Origin of the sequence: Methylobacterium sp. 17Sr1-1 (assembly GCF_003173775.1) — a bacterium.
In the GTDB taxonomy this organism is placed as follows: domain Bacteria; phylum Pseudomonadota; class Alphaproteobacteria; order Rhizobiales; family Beijerinckiaceae; genus Methylobacterium.
Window position 1 is genome coordinate 5,198,177 of record NZ_CP029552.1, and the last position, 20,000, is coordinate 5,218,176.

Annotated in this window: 18 protein-coding genes; 9 read left to right on the plus strand and 9 right to left on the minus strand. The window is 70.7% G+C overall.

What is annotated here, in order from left to right:
• Positions 1-24 precede the first annotated feature (24 nt).
• Positions 25-1,095, plus strand: coding sequence for an IS630 family transposase (locus DK412_RS23620; RefSeq protein WP_204165432.1), 1,071 nt, complete (start codon positions 25-27; stop codon positions 1,093-1,095).
• Between the two features lies 1 nt (position 1,096).
• Here DK412_RS23620 and DK412_RS23625 read toward each other — a convergent pair whose 3' ends face one another.
• The 6 genes from DK412_RS23625 to DK412_RS23650 form a co-directional block, all read right to left on the minus strand.
• Complete coding sequence (locus DK412_RS23625; RefSeq protein ID WP_109973956.1) at positions 1,097-1,783, minus strand: hypothetical protein; 687 nt, start codon at positions 1,781-1,783, stop codon at positions 1,097-1,099.
• Between the two features lie 538 nt (positions 1,784-2,321).
• Positions 2,322-3,710 (minus strand): dihydrolipoyl dehydrogenase, encoded by a 1,389-nt coding sequence (gene lpdA, locus DK412_RS23630; RefSeq protein ID WP_109973957.1) that lies wholly within the window; start codon positions 3,708-3,710, stop codon positions 2,322-2,324.
• 3 nt (positions 3,711-3,713) lie between these two features.
• Entirely contained in the window at positions 3,714-5,105 is a 1,392-nt protein-coding gene (locus DK412_RS23635; protein WP_109973958.1) for a dihydrolipoamide acetyltransferase family protein, read from the minus strand.
• Between the two features lie 3 nt (positions 5,106-5,108).
• Complete coding sequence (locus tag DK412_RS23640; protein ID WP_109973959.1) at positions 5,109-6,122, minus strand: alpha-ketoacid dehydrogenase subunit beta; 1,014 nt, start codon at positions 6,120-6,122, stop codon at positions 5,109-5,111.
• Between the two features lies 1 nt (position 6,123).
• Positions 6,124-7,356 carry a 3-methyl-2-oxobutanoate dehydrogenase (2-methylpropanoyl-transferring) subunit alpha gene (locus DK412_RS23645; RefSeq protein ID WP_109975451.1) on the minus strand — a complete coding sequence of 411 codons (1,233 nt, stop codon included), beginning with the start codon at positions 7,354-7,356 and terminating at the stop codon, positions 6,124-6,126.
• A gap of 59 nt (positions 7,357-7,415) precedes the next feature.
• The gene (locus tag DK412_RS23650) at positions 7,416-7,670 is read right to left on the minus strand and encodes a hypothetical protein (RefSeq protein WP_109973960.1); all 255 of its coding nucleotides are present in this window, start codon (positions 7,668-7,670) and stop codon (positions 7,416-7,418) included.
• 190 nt (positions 7,671-7,860) lie between these two features.
• Here DK412_RS23650 and DK412_RS23655 point away from each other — a divergent pair, with 190 nt between their 5' ends.
• Entirely contained in the window at positions 7,861-8,325 is a 465-nt protein-coding gene (locus DK412_RS23655; protein WP_245447215.1) for an Lrp/AsnC family transcriptional regulator, read from the plus strand.
• 679 nt (positions 8,326-9,004) lie between these two features.
• Here the strand turns inward: DK412_RS23655 and DK412_RS23660 are convergent.
• Genes DK412_RS23660 through DK412_RS23670 form a run of 3 tightly spaced genes read right to left on the minus strand, consistent with a single transcriptional unit; the run spans position 9,005 to position 11,742 of the window.
• The gene (locus DK412_RS23660; protein WP_109973961.1) at positions 9,005-9,841 is read right to left on the minus strand and encodes an SDR family oxidoreductase; all 837 of its coding nucleotides are present in this window, start codon (positions 9,839-9,841) and stop codon (positions 9,005-9,007) included.
• 36 nt (positions 9,842-9,877) lie between these two features.
• Positions 9,878-11,053, minus strand: a complete 1,176-nt coding sequence (queG, locus tag DK412_RS23665) for a tRNA epoxyqueuosine(34) reductase QueG (RefSeq protein ID WP_280953995.1) — start codon at positions 11,051-11,053, stop codon at positions 9,878-9,880.
• The gene (locus DK412_RS23670; protein WP_109973963.1) at positions 11,050-11,742 is read right to left on the minus strand and encodes a glutathione S-transferase family protein; all 693 of its coding nucleotides are present in this window, start codon (positions 11,740-11,742) and stop codon (positions 11,050-11,052) included. Before DK412_RS23670 ends, queG begins: the two co-directional genes overlap by 4 nt.
• 426 nt (positions 11,743-12,168) lie before the next feature.
• Between DK412_RS23670 and DK412_RS23675 the strand changes: the two genes are divergently transcribed.
• The 7 genes from DK412_RS23675 (at position 12,169) to DK412_RS23705 (ending at position 19,868) form a co-directional block, all read left to right on the plus strand.
• Complete coding sequence (locus tag DK412_RS23675; protein ID WP_109973964.1) at positions 12,169-12,972, plus strand: undecaprenyl-diphosphate phosphatase; 804 nt, start codon at positions 12,169-12,171, stop codon at positions 12,970-12,972.
• 98 nt (positions 12,973-13,070) lie between these two features.
• Positions 13,071-14,888, plus strand: coding sequence for a methylmalonyl-CoA mutase family protein (locus DK412_RS23680; protein ID WP_109973965.1), 1,818 nt, complete (start codon positions 13,071-13,073; stop codon positions 14,886-14,888).
• Between the two features lie 63 nt (positions 14,889-14,951).
• Complete coding sequence (locus DK412_RS23685) at positions 14,952-15,404, plus strand: DNA polymerase III subunit chi (RefSeq protein ID WP_109975453.1); 453 nt, start codon at positions 14,952-14,954, stop codon at positions 15,402-15,404.
• Positions 15,405-15,806: 402 nt separating this feature from the next.
• Positions 15,807-17,345 carry a peptidase S10 gene (locus DK412_RS23690; protein ID WP_109973966.1) on the plus strand — a complete coding sequence of 513 codons (1,539 nt, stop codon included), beginning with the start codon at positions 15,807-15,809 and terminating at the stop codon, positions 17,343-17,345.
• A 13-nt stretch (positions 17,346-17,358) separates the two neighbouring features.
• On the plus strand, positions 17,359-17,742 hold the full coding sequence (locus DK412_RS23695; protein ID WP_109973967.1) for a hypothetical protein: 384 nt from the start codon (positions 17,359-17,361) through the stop codon (positions 17,740-17,742).
• A gap of 141 nt (positions 17,743-17,883) precedes the next feature.
• Positions 17,884-18,981: an OpgC domain-containing protein gene (locus DK412_RS23700; protein WP_109973968.1), complete on the plus strand. Its 1,098-nt coding sequence runs from the start codon at positions 17,884-17,886 to the stop codon at positions 18,979-18,981.
• Complete coding sequence (locus tag DK412_RS23705) at positions 18,942-19,868, plus strand: SGNH/GDSL hydrolase family protein (protein WP_109973969.1); 927 nt, start codon at positions 18,942-18,944, stop codon at positions 19,866-19,868. The genes DK412_RS23700 and DK412_RS23705 overlap by 40 nt, the downstream gene beginning before the upstream one ends.
• Positions 19,869-20,000: the final 132 nt, after the last annotated feature.

Genomic DNA, 20,000 nt, shown 5'->3' on the forward strand with positions numbered 1-20,000 from the left:
GCGTGAGGTATGCGAGTCTGAGGTATGGCTCAGACTGTCTGCGTGATCCCCAGCGCCGCCGACTTGGCGGACCTGTCCGCCATCGTCGCCGATCGGGCGCGGCCCCTCAAGCATATTCAGCGCGCCCGCATCGTCCTGCTCTCGGCCGAACGCCTCTCCGTCCTCGACGTCGCCCAGCAGGCCGGCGTCAGCCGACCCGCGGTGTGGCGCTGGCAACAGCGCTACGCCGAAGAAGGCGTCGAGGGACTGTTGCGCGACAAGACCCGTCCGCCCGGCAAGCCGCCCCACTCCACCGACACCGTCGCCGAGGTGCTGGCGCTGACCTGCTCCGAGCCGCCCGGTGAGGTCACCCACTGGACCGGCCGCGCCCTGGCGCAAGCCGTCGGGATCTCGCTGCGGTCCGTCCAGCGTATCTGGGATGCCCATCGCCTCCAGCCGCATCGGGTGCGCAGCTTCAAGCGCTCGAACGATCCGGCCTTCGCCGAGAAGGTCGAGGACATCGTCGGCCTGTACATGGACCCGCCGCGCCACGCCGTCGTGCTCTCGCTCGACGAGAAGAGCCAGATCCAGGCCCTGGAGCGCACCCGTCCGAGCCGATCGCTCATGCCAGGTCGCCCCGAGACCCAGACCCACGACTACGTCCGTCACGGCACTACGACGCTGTTTGCCGCGCTCAACGTGCTGGAGGGTACCGTGATCGGCCGCTGCATGCAGCGTCACCGCCACGACGAGTTCCTGCGCTTCCTCAACACCATCGAGGCCGCGGTGCCGGCCGGCAAACTGATCCATGTGATCCTGGACAACTATGCCACCCACAAGCACCCGAAGGTGCGAGCCTGGCTGGCCCGGCATCCGCGCTGGATCTTCCACTTCACCCCGACCTCGGCCTCGTGGATGAACGCGGTCGAGGGCTTCTTCTCCGCCCTGACCCGGCGAAGGCTGAAACGGGGCAGCTTCAGCGGGATCGTCGACCTGCAAGCAGCGATCAACCGCTACATCGCCGAGCACAACGACAGGCCGAAGCCCTTCGTCTGGACCAAGCCGGCCACGGCCATCCTCGATGCCGTCAATGGCAAAGCTGCACTATCCGAATGAGTCAATGCACTAGGATGCCGTCACGGGCGCTGGACAGGGCCAGCAGGGCGGAATTGGCGAAGGCGAGCCCGCCATCGCCGTGCAGGATCGCGGCCGGCTGCGGCAATCCCTCGAGATAGGCCTCGAACTCGCTCTCGAGCGGCGCCGTACCGGTGAGCGTGCCGAGGCGGTGGGCCGTCGCGACGGCGCGGCGCAGGTGGCGCATCAGCTCGTGGAAGAGCGGGACCTGCTCGCCCGAGAACGGGCCGGTCCGCGCCGAGCCGGAGAAGGCAAAGGCGTAGGTCAAGTCCTCGGCCGGCCGGCAATACCCCGTGGCGTGGAAGCGGATGCCGATCCGGTCGGCCTCCCACCGAGAGAAATCCGGGTAGTTCTCTGCCGTGAAGACCGGGTCGAGACCGTCGAGGTAGTGGTCGGCCCCCGGCCGGGCCCGCTCGAACAGGGCCTGGGGATTCTCCGCGTGATAGTGCTCGGCGTACTCGGACAGGATGCGGTCGAAGGGTAGGTCGCGATACCCCGCCATCGCGGAGGCCAGCACCTCGGGACGGTCCGCCCGATGCAGCACCGCCGTGACCCCGTAGGCTCCGAGTCGCTCGGCGACCGCGCTCGCCACCGAAATCCACGGTTCATCGCCCAGGGGCACCCCGTGGATGCGCAAGATCAGGCGGCTGAGTTCGTCGTCGAGCGACATGCCGGTCCGGATGTGGCGTCGCCGCGGAAACGCGGCTGGATTGCGTCAAGCCGAGTCTATCCCATTCCAGGCCGGCACGAAACAATCGAGCCGGTTCATTCCGCAATGCATCGCCCCATCGAGGTCGCACCATTCGGGCCGCGAGCGGCCAGATCCCTCGCGCATACCCCAGATGGAGGATGCTGGAACAGCTCGTCACGCTACGACTGGAGCGTGATTTAAGGAGACAGCAATGATGATCCGCGCTTCGATACTGATGCTCGCAGTCCTTCTGCCGGTTACCGGGGCTTCGGCACAGCAAGGACGACCGGCACAGGCTGGAATGCGAACCTGCCAGGAGATTCATCAAGGTTGCGTGGCGCGATCGGACCCGCGTTACGCCGCCGGGTGCGACGGGTATTACGAGGAAGCCAAGCGGACCGGGATCTGGCCGCCATTCCGGCAGAACCCGGCTTTCGCCTGCGCTCGCTGAAGCGCGACCCCGCTTCGCTGGCGGGGCCGCCCCACACGCATGGCTCCGCCTTGCAGCAGTCGCGCGTCAGATGTGCAGGGCCTCGCCGAGGGCCCGCAGGTTCGCTTCGTGAAAAGCCTCGCCGAGGGTTGGGTGGGCGTGGATCGTGCCGGCGATGTCTTCCAGACGCGCCCCCATCTCCAGGGCGAGGCCGAACCCCGCCGCCAGTTCCGAGACGCCGGCGCCCACCGCCTGGATGCCGAGCAGCAGGTGGTTGTCGGCCCGGGCCGTCACCCGCACGAAGCCGTCCTCGGCGCCGAGCGTCATGGCGCGGCCGTTGGCGGCGAAGGGGAACAGGCCGGTGCGGATCTCGTGGCCGCCCGCCCGGGCCTCCTCCGGCGAGAGGCCGGCCGAGACCACCTCCGGATCGGTGAAGCAGACCGCCGGGATCGCCACCTTGTGGAAGGCGCGGCGGCGCCCCGCCACGAGGTCGGCCACCATCTCGCCCTGCGCCATGGCGCGGTGGGCGAGCATCGGCTCGCCGGTGACGTCGCCGACCGCCCAGACGTTGCGCATCGAGGTGGCGCAGCGCTCGTCGATGCGGATGAACGGCCCGCTCATGTCGAGGTCGAGCCGGTCGAGCCCGAGATCCTGCGTGCGCGCCTTGCGGCCGACCGCGACCAGGATCACCTCCGCCGGGATCGTTCGGGCCTCGCCGCCGACCTCGACGGCGAGCGCATCGCCCGAGAGACCGGTCGCCTTGGCGCCGAGGAGCACCTCGATCCCGAGGGCGCCCAGGCGCCGCGCCACCGGCCGGGTCAGCTCGGCATCGTAGGCCGGCAGGATCCGCTCGGCCATCTCGACCACCGTGACCTTGGCGCCGAGCTTGGCGAAGGCGGTGCCGAGTTCGAGGCCGATATAGCCGGCGCCCACCACCGCCATCGTGGCGGGGACCTTGGGGAGCGACAGGGCCTCGGTCGAGGAGATGACGCGCCCGCCGAAGGGGATGTGCGGGAGCGCCGCCGGGATCGAGCCGGTGGCCAGGATCACGTGCTCGGCCCGCACCCGCTCGGGACCGGTATCGGTCTCGACGAGGCAGGTCTTGCCGTCGGCCATCTGCCCGCGCCCGCGCAGGATCTTGACCCCGCCGCGCTTGAGGAGCGACGCCACCCCGGTATTGAGCCGCCCGACGATGCCGTCCTTCCACGCCACCGTGCGGGTGAAGTCGAGGTTCGGCGGGCCGGCCGAGAGGCCGAAGGGCGAGGCATCCTCGGCCTGGAGCACGGCCGCGTGAAAGGCCTCGGCGGCGTGGATCATCGCCTTCGAGGGGATGCAGCCGACGTTCAGGCAGGTGCCCCCGAGCCGGTTCTCCTCGACCAGGACGGTGTCGATGCCGTGCTGGCCGGCGCGGATCGCCGCGACGTAGCCGCCCGGGCCGCCGCCGAGGACCAGGAGCTTGGTGGTGATCTCGCCCACGGGTCAGGCCTCCATGAACAACGTCGCGGGCGTCTCGAGCAGGCCCTTCAGCGCCTGAACGAACAGGGCGGCGTCGTAGCCGTCGACCACCCGGTGGTCGAAGGACGCCGAGAGGTTCATCGTCAGGCGCGGCACGAAGGCGCCGTCGCGCCAGACCGGGCGCATCACCTGCTTGTTGACGCCGATGATCGCCACCTCCGGCCGGTTGATCACCGGCGTCGTCACGATGCCGCCGAGCGCGCCGAGCGACGTGATGGTGATGGTCGAGCCCGAGAGCTCGTCGCGGGCGGCCAGCCCGTTGCGGGCGGCCTCCGCCAGGCGGCGCACCTCGGCGGCCGAGTTCCACACGTCGCGGGTCTCGGCGTGGCGCAGCACCGGCACCATCAGGCCCGACGGGGTCTGGGTCGCGATGCCGACATGGATCCCCGCATGGCGGTGGATCACCTCCGCCTCGTCGTCGTAGTGCGCGTTCATCTGCGGGAAGTCCGGCAGGGCGCGCACCAGGGCCTGGACCAGGAACGGGATCAGCGTGAGCTTCGGGCGACTCGTGCCGTGGCGCTGGTTGAGGGCGGCGCGCAGTTCCTCCACCGCCGTCACGTCGACCTCCTCGACGTAGGAGAAATGCGCGACGCGGCGCTTGGCGTCGGCCATGCGCTGGGCGATGCGCCGGCGCAGGCCGATGACCTTGATCTCCTCGACGCCGGTGCGGGCGACGCGGCCGGCGGGCGCGGGGGCGGCGTCCTCCGGCGGGGCGTTGAGGAACGCGTCGAGATCGTCGTGGCCGATGCGCCCCGCCGGACCGGTGCCGCGAACCTGGCGCAGGTCGATGCCGGCATCGAGCGCGCGCCGGCGCACGGCCGGGGAGGCCACCGGCTTCTCGCCGGCGGGGCGGGGCGGGCCGGAGGAGGGCGCCGCGGCGGGCCGCGGGGCGGGCGCCGCGGGCTTGGCCGGCACCGGCTTCGGCGGCTCGGCCGGCTTCGGGGCCAAGGCGACGCTGGTTGCCGCGGCGGACTGCGGAGCCGGCGCGGGCTGGGCCGGCTCCAGGCCGTCCGCGGCCGGGACCAGGGCGGCGGCCGGCTGGCCGGCGGCCGCGTCCTGCGCCTTCGCCACCTCGGGCGTCACCGCGACGCCGGATGCCGGCGCGGAGTCCCCGCCCTCGACCTCGAGCCGCACCAATTCGGCGCCGACCGCCAGCATCTGGCCGGCCTCGGCGCCCAGCGCCGCGACGGTGCCGCTCACCGGCGACGGGATCTCGACGGTGGCCTTGTCGGTCATCACGTCGGCGAGCGGCTGGTCCTCGCGGACCACGTCCCCAACCTTGACGTGCCAGGCCGAGACCTCGGCCTCGGCCACGCCCTCGCCGATATCCGGCAGCTTGACGATGCGAAAGCCCATGAGTCAGCCCTCCATCGCGGCGCGCAGGGCCCGGCCGACGCGCTCGGGACCGGGGAAGTAGGCCCATTCCTGGGCGTGCGGGTAGGGCGTGTCCCAGCCCGCGACCCGGACGATCGGCGCCTCCAGGTGGTAGAAGCAGGATTCCTGCACGAGCGCGGCGAGCTCGGCGCCGAACCCGGACGTCAGGGTCGCCTCGTGGGCGATGACGCAGCGCCCGGTCTTGCGCACCGAGGCCTCGATCGTCTCCATGTCGAGGGGGAGCAGCGTGCGCAGGTCGATCACCTCCGCGTCGATGCCCGTCTCGGCCGCGGCGGCCTCGGCCACGTGCACGATGGTGCCGTAGGCCAGCACCGTGACGGCGCTGCCCTCCCGCCGGATCGCCGCCTTGCCGAGGGGCACGGTGTAGTGCCCGTCCGGCACCTCGCCGAGGTCGTGGCGGGCCCAGGGCGTCACCGGCCGGTCGTGGTGGCCGTCGAAGGGACCGTTATAGAGGCGCTTCGGCTCCAGGAAGATCACCGGGTCGGGATCCTCGATCGCCGCGATCAGGAGGCCCTTGGCGTCGTAGGGATTCGACGGGACCACGGTCTTCAGGCCCGCCACGTGGGTGAACAGGGCCTCGGGGCTCTGGCTGTGGGTCTGGCCGCCGAAGATGCCGCCGCCGGTCGGCATCCGCACCACCATCGGGGCGGTGAACTGGCCGCCCGAGCGGTAGCGCAGGCGCGCCGCCTCCGAGACGATCTGGTCGTAGGCCGGGTACATGTAGTCGGCGAACTGGATCTCGATGCAGGGCTTCAGGCCGTAGGCCGCCATGCCGACGGCGGCGCCGACGATGCCGAGTTCGCTGATCGGCGCGTCGAAGCAGCGGCTCTTGCCGAAGCGGGCCTGCAAGCCTTGCGTGCAGCGGAAGACGCCGCCGAAATAGCCGACGTCCTCCCCGAACACGACCACGTCGTCGTCGCGCTCCATCGCCACGGCCATCGCGTCGCGGATGGCCTCGATCATCGTGCGGCGCGGCATGTCAGTACCCCGCCTGCTGGCGCTGGCGGCGCAGGTGAGGGGGCATCTCCGAAAACACTCCTTCGAACATGTCGCGCGGCGAGGGCTTGCCGCCGGCATGCAGCGTGCCGTGGGTCTCGGCCTCGCGCTGGGCGGCCACGACCTCGTCGAGGATCTCGGCCTCGCCCTGGCGATGGCGCTCCTCCGACCAGGCGCCGCGGGCGATGAGGTGATCCTTCAGGCGCTTGACCGGATCGCCGAGCGGCCAGGCGTCGAACTCGGTCTTCGGCCGGTAGGCGGAGGGATCGTCGGAGGTCGAGTGCGCGCCGGCCCGGTAGGTGACGTACTCGACGATCGTCGGCCCGAGATTGCGCCGCGCCCGCTCCGTCGCCCATTTCGCCACGGCGTGGACGGCCAGATAATCGTTGCCGTCGACCCGCAGCGCCGGGATGCCGAAGCCGTGGCCGCGCGCCGCGAAGGTCGAGGAGCCGCCCCGGGCGAAGCCCTGGAAGGTCGAGATCGCCCACTGATTGTTGACGACGTTGAGCACCACCGGCGCCCGGTAGGTCGAGGCGAAGACGAGCGCCGCGTGGAAGTCGGATTCCGCCGTCGAGCCGTCGCCGATCCAGGCGGCGGCGATCTTCGAGTCGTTCTTGATCGCCGAGGCCATCGCCCACCCGACCGCCTGGATGTACTGCGTCGCGAGGTTGCCGGAGATCGAGAAGAAGCCGTGATCCTTGGCCGAGTACATCACCGGCAGCTGGCGGCCGTGCAGCGGATCGTTCTCGTTCGAGTAGATCTGGCACATCATGTCGACGAGCGGATAGCCGCCGGCGATGAGCAAACCCGCCTGCCGGTAGGTCGGGAAGTTCATGTCCCCGGGCGCGAGCGCCCGGCGGAAGGCGGTGCTCACCGCCTCCTCGCCGAGATGCTGCATGTAGAACGAGGTCTTGCCCTGGCGCTGGGCCATCAGCATGCGCGCATCGAAGGCGCGCAGCTTCATCATGTCGCGAAGGCCCGCGAGCAGCTCCTCGTCGGTGAGCGAGCCGGCCCAGGGACCGACCGCCTTGCCCTCGGCATCGAGCACCCGGATCAGCGTGTAGGCGAGGTCGCGGATGTCGGCCGCCGCGACATCGACCTCGGGCCGGCGGACGGCACCGGCCTCCGGGATGTCGAGATCGGAAAAGCTCGGGTTGCCGCCCGGGCGGACGGCGGGCTCGGGGACGTGAAGGCTCAAAGGGGCATGCAGGTTCAGGGGAGACTCGGGGCTCGGGGCGTCTGGCGGCATGAGGGAGTCCCTTGGGTGAGGGGAGGTCAGGACGGCGCGCCGACCCGCGCCTCGACCACCGCCGGGTGGCGCGACAGGCGGGCGGCGAGGAAGGAGAGGTCCGTCCCGTCCGGGACCAGGATCGACAGCGTGACGGCGGAGGAGGCGCCCTCAGCGTCGAGGGCGAGGTTGCGCAGGGCGTATCCGGCCCGCTCGACCTCGCCGAGCAATCGCGTCACGCCGTCGAAGGCGTGCAGGATCCGGGCCCGGATCTCGATGATGTGGCCTTGCTCACGAGCCATGCGCGTCCTCCCGCGACGCTTGATTTGGCTCCCTTGTAGCCCGGTCCGGCCGGATGGTCCTCGCCGATTTTCGACGCTAAAGCCGGCTTCCGGAGAACAGATGATGGCATCGAAGGCAGATTCGCCGAACAGGCGTTCCGGGCGCGCACAGGCCCCCGCGAAGGGCGCGGAGCCGCACCGGCTCGACGACATGGACCGCCGGATCCTCGGCGCCCTGCGGGCGGACGGCCGGCTGACCATCGCGGGCCTCGCCGAGCGCGTCGGCCTGTCGCAATCGCCGTGCTGGACCCGGCTCAAGCGCCTGGAGGAGGCGGGGCTGATCCGCGACTACGTCGCGGTGCTCGACCACCGGGCGCTCGGCATCCCCGACGTGGTCTTCGTCGAGGTGACCCTCGACAAGCACGACGATTCGGTGCTGGAGGCCTTCGGCGTCGAGATCCTGCGCATCCCGGAAGTCCTGGAGGCGCATCTGGTGACGGGCGAGTACGACTACATCATCAAGGTCGCGGTCAGCGGCACCGCGCATTACGAGCGGTTCCTTCGCGAAAAGCTCTACCGGATCCGCGGTATCCGCCAGTCGCGCTCGGTCTTCGCGCTGCGCACCCTGAAGCAGGAGGTCTCGGTCGATCCAGTCGCCATCGCCCGGCAGGCGTGACATGAGCGCCGACGCATCGGCCAGGGTACACGACACTGGCCTATAGCGAAGATTCAGCGCGACTGAGGTCCGTGGGCCAGCAACTCCGTTTCCGCTTCTCCCCCTTTCCCGGACGACTGAAACGAAGTGGAAGGAGATCCGGGATCCAGCACGAAAAGGGCCGCGAAGCGGCTCTGAAGTTTGCACCGTTGCAGACACAAAGACGCTTCGCGACTTTTTGCGCTGGATCCCGGATCTCCTTTCGCTACCGCTCCAGTCGTCCGGGAAAGGGGAAGAAGCGGAAGGAAATGTATCCCCAATGGCTCTCGGCTACTCTCAATCCCAGCCGTATCCAACCTTCGCTATAGGCCAGTGTCTTGTTCCGCACGCATCGGCATTGCAGCGGATCAGGATTGCTCCCGCTCCACAGCTGTCAATCTGCCCGCAAGCCTGTTTGACCGATACATCGATCGTACGGGCATACAGACCGCCATCTCTCCACGTCATCCCGGGACTCGAGGAAGTCGAGAGCCCGGGATCCATAATCGCTAACGACCCCGGAATAGACTGAGCACAGTCCGCTTCGGCCTCGAACATCAGCGGTTATGGATCCCGGGTTCCGCTACGCGGCCCCGGGATGACATAGAGAGTGTCCATACGGTTGGGAGGAACAAGCGACGCCATCAGCGGTAGCCACCCCCTACATCACCCCCCGCAACCCCTCCCGGTACGTCGGACAGGCCAGCTCCACCCCCAGCTCCTCCCGGATCAGCCGGTTCCGCACCCGCTTGTTCTCGCCGTAGAAGCTGCGCGCCATCGGGCTCAAGCTGGCCGTGTCGAAATCCACCGCCGGCGGCAGCGGCAGCCCGGCGAGCTCGGCCGCGTAGGCCGTCACGTCCTGCGGCGGGGCGGGCTCGTCGTCGGTGACGTTGTAGATCGCCCCCGGCCGCGGCCGGTCGAGGGAGGCGGCGAGCGTGGTCGCGATGTCGTCGACGTGGATGCGGTTGAACACCTGGCCCGGCTTGACGATGCGCTGCGCCTTGCCCTGGCGCAGCTTCTCGAAGGCGTTGCGGCCCGGCCCGTAGATGCCCGACAGCCGAAACACCTGCACCGCCTTGCCCGTCCGCGCGCCGAGCGCCAGCCAGGATTCCTCCGCCGCCACCCGGTCGCGGGTGCGCTGGTGGGTCGGCGCCGGCGGCGTCGCCTCGTCGATCCAGGCGCCGCCCTGATCGCCGTAGACCCCGATGGTCGAGAGGTAGCCGATCCAGCGCGCCGGGCCGGCGGCGATCGCGTCAGCGAAGGCCGACAGCACCGGGTCGGCGCCGGAATCGGGCGGGATCGACACCAGGATCGCATCGGCGCGGCCGAGGTCGTCGGCGATGCGCGGATCGGTCTCGTCGGGCGAGAACACCCGGAGCGTCACGCCGTCGATGGTGGCGGGCGCCTGGCGGGTCGCCGTGACGCTGCCGAAGCGGGCGCGCTCGCGTGCCACGAAATGGCCGGCCGTGTAGCCGAGCCCGAAGACGAACAGGTTCATGTGGCTCAAAAGCCCTGTCTCACGGGAGATGCCGTCTTATGCAGGGTGCCGCCCTGCACCCGCCAGAGGGCTCGCCCTCTGGACTCCGGAGTTTTTCGCCAAGGCCCACTCGGCCAGCACGTCGGGATCCCCCTCGTCGGGCGGCGGGGCGGGGGGCAGGCGCCCGAGGCGGGCGAGCGCCCACACCGCCGTGCCGCGCACCAGGGGCGAGGCGTCGCCGAGCAGGCGCGCCGCCTCGCCGGCAAGCGCCTCATCCCCCGAATTGCCGATGGCGATCAACACGTTGCGCAGGAAGCGGTCCCGCCCGGTGCGCTTGATCGGCGTTCCGGCAAAGCGCGTGCGGAACCCCGCGTCGTCGAGCCGGGCGAGCTCGGCGAGAGGAGGGGCCACCAGGTCCTCGCGGGCGAGGAGCCGGGTCTCCCGCGTGGCGGTCGCGAACTTGTTCCACGGGCACACCGCCAGGCAATCGTCGCAGCCGAAGACCCGGTTGCCCATCGGCACCCGGAACTCCGGCGGGATCGGCCCCGCATGCTCGATCGTCAGGTAGGCGAGGCAGCGTCGTGCATCCAGCTGGTAGGGCGCCGGGAAGGCGTTCGTCGGGCAGGCGTCGAGGCAGCGCCGACAGCGGCCGCAATGGTCGCTTTCGGGCGCGTCCACCGGCAGCTCGGCGGTGGTGTAGATGGCGCCGAGCAGCAGCCAGTTGCCGAAATCCCGCGACAGCAGCACGCTGTGCTTGCCCTGCCAGCCGAGTCCGGCGGCGGCGGCGAGCGGCTTCTCCATCACCGGCGCGGTGTCGACGAAGACCTTGACCCCGGCCCCGGCCTTGGCCGCGAAGGCACCGCCCAGCTCCTTCAGCTTGCCCTTGATCACGTCGTGATAGTCGCGCCGCCGCGCATAGACGGCGATCGACCCGCGGGACGGATCCTGGAGCGCCGCCAGCGGGTCGCCGTCGGGCGCCGCATTGACGCCGAGCATCGCGATGCTGCGCACCTCCGGCCACAGGCGCGCCGGATCGGCCCGCTCCCCCGTCCGCTCCTCCATCCACGTCATCGTGCCGTGGTGCGAGGCGGCGAGCCAGGCGGCCAGGCGCTCGGGCAGAGCCGGCACCGCATCGGGCCGGGTGATCGCCAGGGTGTCGAAGCCCAGCGCCCGGGCGCGGGTCTCGAGGAAACGGCGAAGGGCTTCGGAGGTGAGCGGGGCTTTGCGCGTCAGAAGTCCAGATCCGCGTAATGGTCGGCCGGCGCCATCCCGGCCACCCGGTCGGCGAGCAGGCTGCGGAAGGAGGGGCGCGACTTCACCCGCGCGTACCAGTTCCGTGCCATCTCGTCCTCGTCCCACGGCACGTCGCCGAGATAGTCGACGCAGGACAGGTGCGCCGCGGCGGCGAGGTCGGCATAGGTCAATTGGCTGCCCGCCAGCCAGTTCCGCCGCGAGATCAGGTAGCCGATGTATTTCAGGTGGTAGCGCACGTTGCTGCGCGCCGCCCGGATCGCGTTCATGTCCGGCGGGCCGCCGCCGTGCTGCGAGGTCATGAAGCGCTTGTGGATCTTCTCGGTGACGAGGTAGCCGGTCACCTCCTGGTCGAACTTCTGCAGGAACCAGTCGAGCAGCCGGCGCACCTCGACCCGGGCGGCCGGGGATTCCGGCAGCAGCCGCGACCCGCCTAGCCCCAAGCCCCGGGTCTCGTCGAGATACTCGGCGATGATGCCGCCGCCCGGCACGGCGAGCCCGCCCTCCTCGACCAGCACCGGGGTGGTGCCGGCCGGGTTCATCATCAAAAAGTCCTCCCGGCGCTCCCACGGGCGTTCTTCGACGAGCTGGGGCTCCATGCCCATCTCGGCCATGATCAGGCGCACGAAGCGGGAATGCGGGCAGAACGGGGAGTGGTGGAGCGTCGCCATGCGGGGCCGTTTCGCGCTTCGTCTGTTGGCTGGCCTTGAAGGTCGGCTCGCGGTGGGTCGTGTGTGTCAGGATTGACCCCGACGTGATTAACGTCCGGTCACCGGCTCATAGAAAACTTTCGGCATCCTTAACACGGGTGACCGGGGCTGGTAACCGAGCCTCAACCTTGTTGGTGCGAGGCTCCTCCGAGAGGGTGAGAACCCCGGCACGCCCTTCACCACAGGCACTCCACCACAGACTTGCCATAGAGGTGGCGCTGGACCGCCGGCGAGAGCGCGGCACGACGCCGGGCCCCGTTTCCAATCTCCGCCGGACGCGGTCGCGACCGCCCGCGGCGCGACCACGAGAGCAGACGACATGACGACGGCGACATCGAGGGTGGGCGGGCCCGCGCGTGGCATGATCTCTGAGCGGGGAGTGCGGTGATGGACGTCGCCAGCATCGGCAAGGCCGTCCTGCTCGCCCTCGTCGAGGGCGCGACCGAGTTCATCCCGGTCTCCTCGACCGGGCATCAGCTCCTCGTCGGCCACTTCATCGGCTTCGAATCGCCCAACAACACCTTCGAGGTGCTGATCCAGCTCGGCGCCATCCTGGCGATCGTCGGAGTCTATTTCCGCCAGCTGCTCGACCTGCTGCGGCGTGCGCCCAGCGACCCGAACGCCCGCCGCTTCATCCTGGCGATCCTGATCGCGTTCCTGCCCGCCGCCATCATCGGCGGCCTGTTCTCGAAGTACATCAAGTTCTACCTGTTCAACCCCTGGATCATCTGCTCGACCCTGGTCGCCGGCGGCCTCGTGCTCCTCGTCATCGACGAGACCGAGATCGAGCAGAAATACGACGACGTGCACCAGTTCTCGCTGCCGATGGCGCTGAAGATCGGCCTGTTCCAATGCCTGGCGATGATCCCCGGCGTGTCGCGCTCCGGCGCCACCATCGTCGGCGCCATGCTGATGGGCTCGGGCAAGCGCGCCGCCACCGAGTTCTCGTTCTACCTCGCCATGCCGACCATGGCCGGTGCCTTCGCCAAGGACCTGCTCGACAACTACAAGAACCTGTCGAAGGACGATGTCGGGCTGATCGCCATCGGCTTCGTGGTGGCGTTCCTGTCGGCCCTGTTCGTGGTCCGCAAGCTCCTCAACTACGTCTCCCGGCACGGCTTCTCGCTGTTCGCCTGGTGGCGCATCATCGTCGGCGCGGCGGGCTTCGCCGGATTGATCGTGTTCGGCTGACGACAAGGGGACCGACGTCCCCGCAACGGCACTCGACCATGGGCGGGTCGCGCGGCTATGTCGTGGTCAGGAAACGACCCGCGCCACGAGGACCCGCCATGGACGATACGACGCTCGCCGCCGCGTTTCCGGCCGCCACGGAGGCGCAGTGGCGTGCCCTGGTGGACGGGGTGCTGAAGGGCGCCGATTTCGGCAAGCGGCTGGTGCGCCGCACGCCGGACGGCATCCCGGTCCAGCCGCTCTATCCGCCGGCCGACGCCGCCCCCCAGCCCGGGCGCGCGGCGCCCGGGCGCTGGCGGGTGAGCCAGCGGGTCGACCATCCGGATCCCGCCGAGGCCAACGCGCTCGCGCTGACCGACCTCGACGGCGGCGCCGACGCCCTGACCCTGGTGATGGCAGGCAGCCCTGCCGCCCGCGGCTTCGGTCTTCCCGGGCCCCAGGCCCTGGAGGCGGCGCTCGACGGCGTGATGCTGCCGCTGATCGGGCTGCGGCTCGATGCTGGCCCGGCGGCCCCCGAGACCGCCAGGGCCCTCCTCGCCCTGGCAACGGCAAGGGGCGACGACACGGGCGCCCTCGACATCGATCTCGGCCTCGACCCGGTCGCCGTGCAGGCCGCCACCGGGACCGTGCCGTCCTGGCCCGGTCTCGCCGACCTCCTGCGCGAATTCGAGGCGCAGGGCTTCTCCGGCCGCGCCTTCCTGGCCGACGGCCGCCCCTTCCACGAGGCCGGCGCCGGCGAGGCGCTGGAGCTCGCCTGCCTCCTCTCCGGAGCCCTCGCGACCCTGCGGGCGCTCGAGGCCGGCGGGCACAGCCTGGAGCGCGCCCGCGCCGCCCTGGCCTTCCTGCTCGTGGCCGATGCCGACGAGTTCCTGACGGTGGCCAAGACCCGGGCCCTGCGCCGCCTCTGGGCACGGGTCGAGGAGGCCTGCGGCCTGACGCCGGCGCCGATCCGCCTGCATGCCGAGACCGCCTGGCGCAGCACCACCCGGCGCGACCCCTGGGTCAACATGCTGCGGGCGACGACCGCCGTATTCTCGGCGGGCCTGGGCGGGGCCGACGCGATCACGGTGCTGCCCTTCACCGCGGCGATCGGCCTGCCCGACGCCTTCGCGCGCCGCTGCGCCCGCAACACCCAGCACGTCCTCCTCGACGAGGCCAACCTCTGGCGCGTCGCCGATCCGGCCGCGGGTGCGGGCGGGTTCGAGGCGCTGACCGACGCGCTCTGCACCGAGGCCTGGGCGCTCTTCCAGGCGATCGAGCGGGAAGGGGGGATCGCGGAGAGCCTGCGCTCCGGCGCGCTCGCCGGCCGCCTCGCGGCGTTGCGGGACGCCCGCGACACGGATCTCGCCACCCGCCGCCAGCCGATCACCGGCACCAGCGAGTTCCCGGACCTGCACGAGGCACCCGTGGCGGTGCTCGGCCCAGCCCCGGTCGCCGACGCCCTGCCGGAGGGGGCGCTGCCGTCCCGGCGCCTCGCGGAGCCCTACGAGGCCCTGCGCGAGGCCTCCGACGAGATCCTGGCCCGCACCGGCCGGCGCCCGCGGGTCTTCCTGGCCAATCTCGGACCCTTGAGCGCCTTCAACACCCGCGCCACCTTCGCCCGCAACGCCTTCGAGGCCGGCGGCCTCGAGGCGGTGACGAACGAGGGCTTTGCGGATCACGCCGCCCTGGTCGAGGCCTTCCGGGCGTCGGGCACGACGCTCGCCTGCCTGTGCTCCTCGGACGCGGTCTATGCCGAGGAGGCGGTGCCCGCCGCCGAAGCCCTGAAGGCGGCCGGCGCCACCACGCTCTTCCTCGCCGGCAAGCCGGGCGAGCTCGAAGCCCCCTTGCGGGCGGCGGGCGTCGCCCACGACCTCTATGCCGGCTGCGACCTGGTGACACTGCTGGGGCAGGCGCAAGAGGCGGCGAAGGCCTGAAGGCCGGACATCGCATCCCGGGCCGGTGCCGTCCGGCCCGGGATGCCCTATCTCGTGAGCACCGTGACCGAGATCCTGTTCTACCACATGCAGCGCCAGCCCCTGGAGACGGTGCTGCCGAGCCTCCTGGAGAAATCCCTGGAGCGGCAATGGCGCGTCGCCGTGCAGGCGACGAGCGAGGAGCGGCTCCAGGCCCTCGACGACCACCTCTGGGTGTTCTCGGAGGAGAGCTTCCTGCCCCACGGCACCGACCGCGACCCCGATTGCGCCACCCAGCCGGTGGTGCTGACCCTGCGCGACGCCAACCCGAATGGCGCCTCGATCCGCTTCCTGGTCGAGGGCGCAGCCCTGCCCGACGACGTGGCGAGCTACCAGCGCATCTGCATCCTGTTCGACGGCACCGACCAGGACGCCCTGCTCCACGCCCGCGAGCAGTGGCGGGGCGCCAAGGAGGCCGGCCACAGCGTCGCCTACTGGCAGCAGGACGAGCGCGGCCGCTGGCAGAAGAAGGCGTGAGGCGGGATCTGTGTCCTCTGTGCTGCCGATATGACACGCATCTCGTCTCTACCGTGTGGGCAGACTTGTCCGGGGCGAGGAATGGCGCGGGTTTCCCCTCCCCCCCTCTGCGGGGGAGGGTGCCCGGCGGAGCCGGGCGGGAGAGGGGCGGCGCGACGCTGATCCAGGTTGGCGCCCGTCAGAACGGCTCTGTCTTATCCTGAAGCGTGGTTCCCCTCTCCCGACCCCCGCTGACGCGGGGGCCACCCTCCCCGCAGAGGGGGGAGGGGTTAAACTCGCGCCATTCCTTTCCCCGGACAGCCCTGCTGCCCGCGGGGAGAGGGGGAACCCGCGCCCAATCTTCAAAGGAGAGGGAGCGGGGACCTTTGGATGAACCAGGGCCCCGGCCCGCGAGGAGACGTCATGACCTACCTCACGACCCGCATCCTCGCGCTCGCGGCCGCTCTGCTGCTCGGGCCGTCACCGCTGCTGGCGCAGCCCGCCCGTCAGGAGAACCGCCAGGAATCCCGCCAGCCCGAGGGCCGGCGCCTGCCGCCCGACGCCACGACGCAGCACAGCCTCACCCTCTCCGACGGCCGCTCCTTGAGCTTCACCGCGGTCGCCGGCAGCCTGCCGCTGGTCGACGAATCCGGAAAGCTCCAGGCCGAGATCGCCTTCACGGCCTTCACCCTGCCGGAGCGCGAGGCGGGCAGGCGGCCGGTCACCTTCGCGATCAATGGCGGGCCGGGCGCGGCCTCGGCCTATCTCAACCTCGCGGCGGTCGGGCCCTGGCGCCTGCCGCTCGACGGACCGAGCATCAGCCCCTCGATGCCGCCGACGGCGGTCCCGAACGACGAGACCTGGCTCGACTTCACCGACCTCGTCTTCATCGATCCCGTCGGCACCGGCTACAGCCGCGCCGCCGGCGACGAGGCTAAGCGCTATTACGGCGTGGAGAGCGACGCGGCCGTGCTGTCGGCCGCCATCGCCCGCTGGCTGCGCACCAACGACCGGCTCGCCTCCCCAAAATTCTTCCTCGGCGAGAGCTACGGCGGCTTTCGCGGGCCGCTGATCGCCCGCAAGCTCCAGGACGATGTCGGCGTCGGTCTCTCGGGGCTGGTGCTGCTCTCGCCCGTGCTCGATTTCGGCTATCTCCAGCCGCCGCGGCACAACCCCCTCGGCGCGGTGACGCGGCTGCCCTCGCTCGCCGCCGCCGGCCTGGAGCGGCGCGGACAGACGCCCGACCCCGCCCGGATGCAGGAGGCCGAGGCCTACGCCGCCGGGCCCTACCTCGCCGACCTCCTGCGCGGGCCCGCCGATGCCGCCGCCACCGGGCGGATGACCGAGCGCGTCGCGGCGCTGACCGGGCTCGATCCTGCGCTCGTGCGCCGCCAGGCCGGCCGGGTCGCCGGATCGAGCTATCAGCGCGAGGCCGACCGCGAGTCGGGGCGGGTGTCGAGCGCCTACGACACCGGCGTCACCGGCTGGGACCCAGACCCGAGCGCGGCGTCGGGCCGGTTCGTCGATCCGATCCTCTCCGCCATGCAGGCGCCGCTCACCAGCGCCATCGTCGATCTCACCGCCCGCACCCTGAACTGGCGGGTGCCGAACCTGCGCTACGAGCTCCTCAGCAACGCGGTCAACGGCGGCTGGAACTGGGGCGGCGGCCGCTCGCCGCCGGAGGTGGTGAGCGAGCTGCGCCAGGCGCTGGCCCTCGACGGAGCGATGCGGGTGCTCGTCGCCCACGGCTACACCGACCTCGTCACGCCCTACTTCGCCTCGAAGCTGATCCTCGACCAGATCCCGCCCTACGGCCGCGAGACGCGCCTCTCCCTGTCGGTCTATCCCGGCGGCCACATGTTCTATTTCCGCAAAGCCTCGCGGGCGGCCTTGCGCGGGGACGCGCTCCGCCTCTACGAGACGGCCCTGGCCGCGCGGCAGGGCGGCAACGACGGACGATGACGGGCGGGGCACGATGCGGCGGACGGTGATCGGGATCGCCCTGATGGGACTCGCCTCGGCGGCATTGCCTCTGGCCGGCTGCAGCAGCACCGACCGGGCCGCCCCGCCGGTGAACCTCGCGACCCCGGTCAAGCCGCCCCCGCCGCCCGCCCCGGCCTGGGGCCCGGTCCTGGCGCCGGACGGCAGCTGCACCGGATCGGTCCCGGCGACCGCGACCGGGATCGCTCCCGGCATCGCCGAGTGCGAACTGGTTCGGCTGAAGGGCAAGCCGCCGACCGACGTGCTCGTCGGCGAGAGCGGGCGGGGCCAGCGCGAGGTCCAGGTGCTCTACACTGAGCCCGGCGCGAAGGAGCTGTACTTCTTCGTCAACAACCGCCTCGACCGGATCGTGAAGTAGGGCAGGGCGCCCTCCACGATCCCGGCCGGCCGCCGCGCGGGAGATGCGCGGTGGCCTCCTCATGCGCTAAATTCAACGACGACAGGCACTCCCCATCGGTCCGGGGACGTCCGCAGGCCGGCAAAAGGGACCACGAGCCTCATGCGTGAACCGAATGCGGTCGACTTCTGGCGCGGCATCGCCCTGATCACGATCTTCATCAACCACATCCCGGGCAACGTCTTCCAGAACTACACCTATTCCCAGTACGGGATCTCTGACGCGGCCGAGCTGTTCGTGTTCCTGGCCGGCTGGTCGATCGGCATCGCCACCCGCGGGCGCGACGGGGTGCCGGAGCCGGCCCTGCGCACGGTGCTGCGGCTGATCTCGCGCATGGTCGAGGTGTACCGGGCGCAGCTCGTCATCACCGCCATCGCGCTGGCGATGCTGGCGGGCGCGGCCCTCTACCTCGACAATCCGCTGCTGGTGGAGTGGCACAATGCCGGGCCGATCTTCAGCGACCCGATCCAGGCCACCGTCGGCTGGGTGACGCTGCTGCACCAGCTCGGCTTCTTCAACATCCTGCCGCTCTACGTCGTGCTGCTCGGCCTGGCGCCGGCCTTCGTGCTGCTGTCGCGGGTGCATCTCGGCCTCGCGGTCGGGATCTCGGCCCTGCTCTACGCGGTGAGCCTGGTCTTCGAGATCAACATCCCGAGCTGGCCGGTGGAGGGGCATTGGTTCTTCAACCCGCTGTGCTGGCAGCTGCTGCTGGTGCTGGGCTTCGCAGCGCACGAGTGGCGGCGCAGCTCGGAGCGGTTCCTGGCGTGGCGCCGCAAGCTGATGCCGCTCGGGATCGTCATCGTGATCGTCGGCGCGGTCCTGTCCTGGTTCAACCTGCGGCCCGACCCCCTGGCGGTGCCGGAGCCGCGGCTGCTCTTCATCTTCGACAAGTCCTACCTGTCGCCGGCGCGCCTCGTGCACTTCCTCGGCGTGCTCCTCGCCTTCCAGGCGGTGTTCGGCCTCGTTCAGCCGCGGGCGCGCTGGCTCACCCGCCAGCTCGCCGGCCTCGGGCGCAATTCGCTCGCGGTGTTCTCGGTCGGCTCGGTCGCCAGCCTCGGTGCACAGCTGATTCGTTTCTGGAGCGGGGGAGGTTTCGCGACGGACATATTCGTCGTAGGATGCGGGCTGGCCTCACTCTCGTTCACGGCATGGTTCGTCGAATGGCGCTCTCGCTCTCCCCGTCCCTCCTCGGCGGCGTGAGCCTCGCCTTGGTCTCGTGCCTCGGCTTCGCCGTGCAGGCGCAGTCGACGACGCCCCAACCCGCGCCGGTGCAACCCGGACAGGTTCAACCGGCCCAGCCGGCGCATGCCGAGATCCCGGCGCTCCAGGCCACCGCGCCGGGGCTGGACGCGCCCGATCCCAGCCTCTCGCCCGAGTGCCGGGTGCCGGGCTCCAAGCTCTACACCCTGGCCAAGCTCAAGGCGGTGAAGAAGGCGCTGGTCGAGCACCGTGCGGTCCAGGTCCTGACCATCGGCTCCAATTCCGGGGGCATCGGCACCGCCGCGACCTACCCGGTTCGCCTGGAGGACGCGCTCACCCGCTCGCTGCCCGACATCGAGGTGACGGTGGAGAGCCGCGGCGTGTCGGGCGAGATCGCCTTCGGGGCGGCCGAGCGCCTGCGCAACCAGGTGGCGGAGATCGAGCCCGACCTCGTGGTCTGGCAGGTCGGCGGCAACGACGCGCTCGCCCGCGTCGACATCGAGGATTTCTCGCAGTCGCTGGCCGAGACCGTGGCCTGGATCAAGTCGCACGGGATCGACGTGGTCCTGGTCGATCCGCAATACACCGCGAGCCTCGCCAAGGACGATTACTACCGCCAGTTCGTCCAGGCGATCCAGAAAGTCGCCGAGCGCGCGCAGGTGCCCCTGGTCCAGCGCTACGAGGCGATGCGCTACCTCGCCACGCGGGCGATCAGCGCGCTGAAAGGCGAATCGCGGGGCGACACGGCGCAGTCCGGCGCCGGCTTCCGCCTGGCCGATCTCGGCTATCGCTGCATGGCCGAGCACGTCACCCGGGCGATCACCGTCTCGCTGCTCCAGCCGGACGTGGCGCCCGCAAAGGCGGCGGCGCCAGTGCCGGCGAATTGAGACATCGCTCCACGACATTTTTCCATCCGCCACGTCATTCCGGGGCCGCGCAGCGGAGCCCGGAGTCCAGAACCGCAGGTTTTGCAGAAGAATGCGGATTACATTTCGCTTCATCCTGTATCACCTGAGCGT

Bases quoted from the DNA above. Each gene is read 5' to 3' on its own strand.
- DK412_RS23705 (WP_109973969.1), top strand. From the start codon at position 18,942: ATGGCGCTCTCGCTCTCCCCGTCCCTCCTCGGCGGCGTGAGCCTCGCC.
- DK412_RS23675 (WP_109973964.1), top strand. From the start codon at position 12,169: ATGGACGTCGCCAGCATCGGCAAGGCCGTCCTGCTCGCCCTCGTCGAG.
- DK412_RS23640 (WP_109973959.1), bottom strand. From the start codon at position 6,122: ATGCCGCGCCGCACGATGATCGAGGCCATCCGCGACGCGATGGCCGTG.
- DK412_RS23680 (WP_109973965.1), top strand. From the start codon at position 13,071: ATGGACGATACGACGCTCGCCGCCGCGTTTCCGGCCGCCACGGAGGCG.
- DK412_RS23620 (WP_204165432.1), top strand. From the start codon at position 25: ATGGCTCAGACTGTCTGCGTGATCCCCAGCGCCGCCGACTTGGCGGAC.
- DK412_RS23670 (WP_109973963.1), bottom strand. From the start codon at position 11,742: ATGGCGACGCTCCACCACTCCCCGTTCTGCCCGCATTCCCGCTTCGTG.
- DK412_RS23635 (WP_109973958.1), bottom strand. From the start codon at position 5,105: ATGGGCTTTCGCATCGTCAAGCTGCCGGATATCGGCGAGGGCGTGGCC.
- DK412_RS23660 (WP_109973961.1), bottom strand. From the start codon at position 9,841: ATGAACCTGTTCGTCTTCGGGCTCGGCTACACGGCCGGCCATTTCGTG.
- DK412_RS23695 (WP_109973967.1), top strand. From the start codon at position 17,359: ATGCGGCGGACGGTGATCGGGATCGCCCTGATGGGACTCGCCTCGGCG.
- DK412_RS23700 (WP_109973968.1), top strand. From the start codon at position 17,884: ATGCGTGAACCGAATGCGGTCGACTTCTGGCGCGGCATCGCCCTGATC.
- DK412_RS23690 (WP_109973966.1), top strand. From the start codon at position 15,807: ATGACCTACCTCACGACCCGCATCCTCGCGCTCGCGGCCGCTCTGCTG.
- DK412_RS23650 (WP_109973960.1), bottom strand. From the start codon at position 7,670: ATGGCTCGTGAGCAAGGCCACATCATCGAGATCCGGGCCCGGATCCTG.
- DK412_RS23625 (WP_109973956.1), bottom strand. From the start codon at position 1,783: ATGTCGCTCGACGACGAACTCAGCCGCCTGATCTTGCGCATCCACGGG.
- DK412_RS23655 (WP_245447215.1), top strand. From the start codon at position 7,861: ATGGACCGCCGGATCCTCGGCGCCCTGCGGGCGGACGGCCGGCTGACC.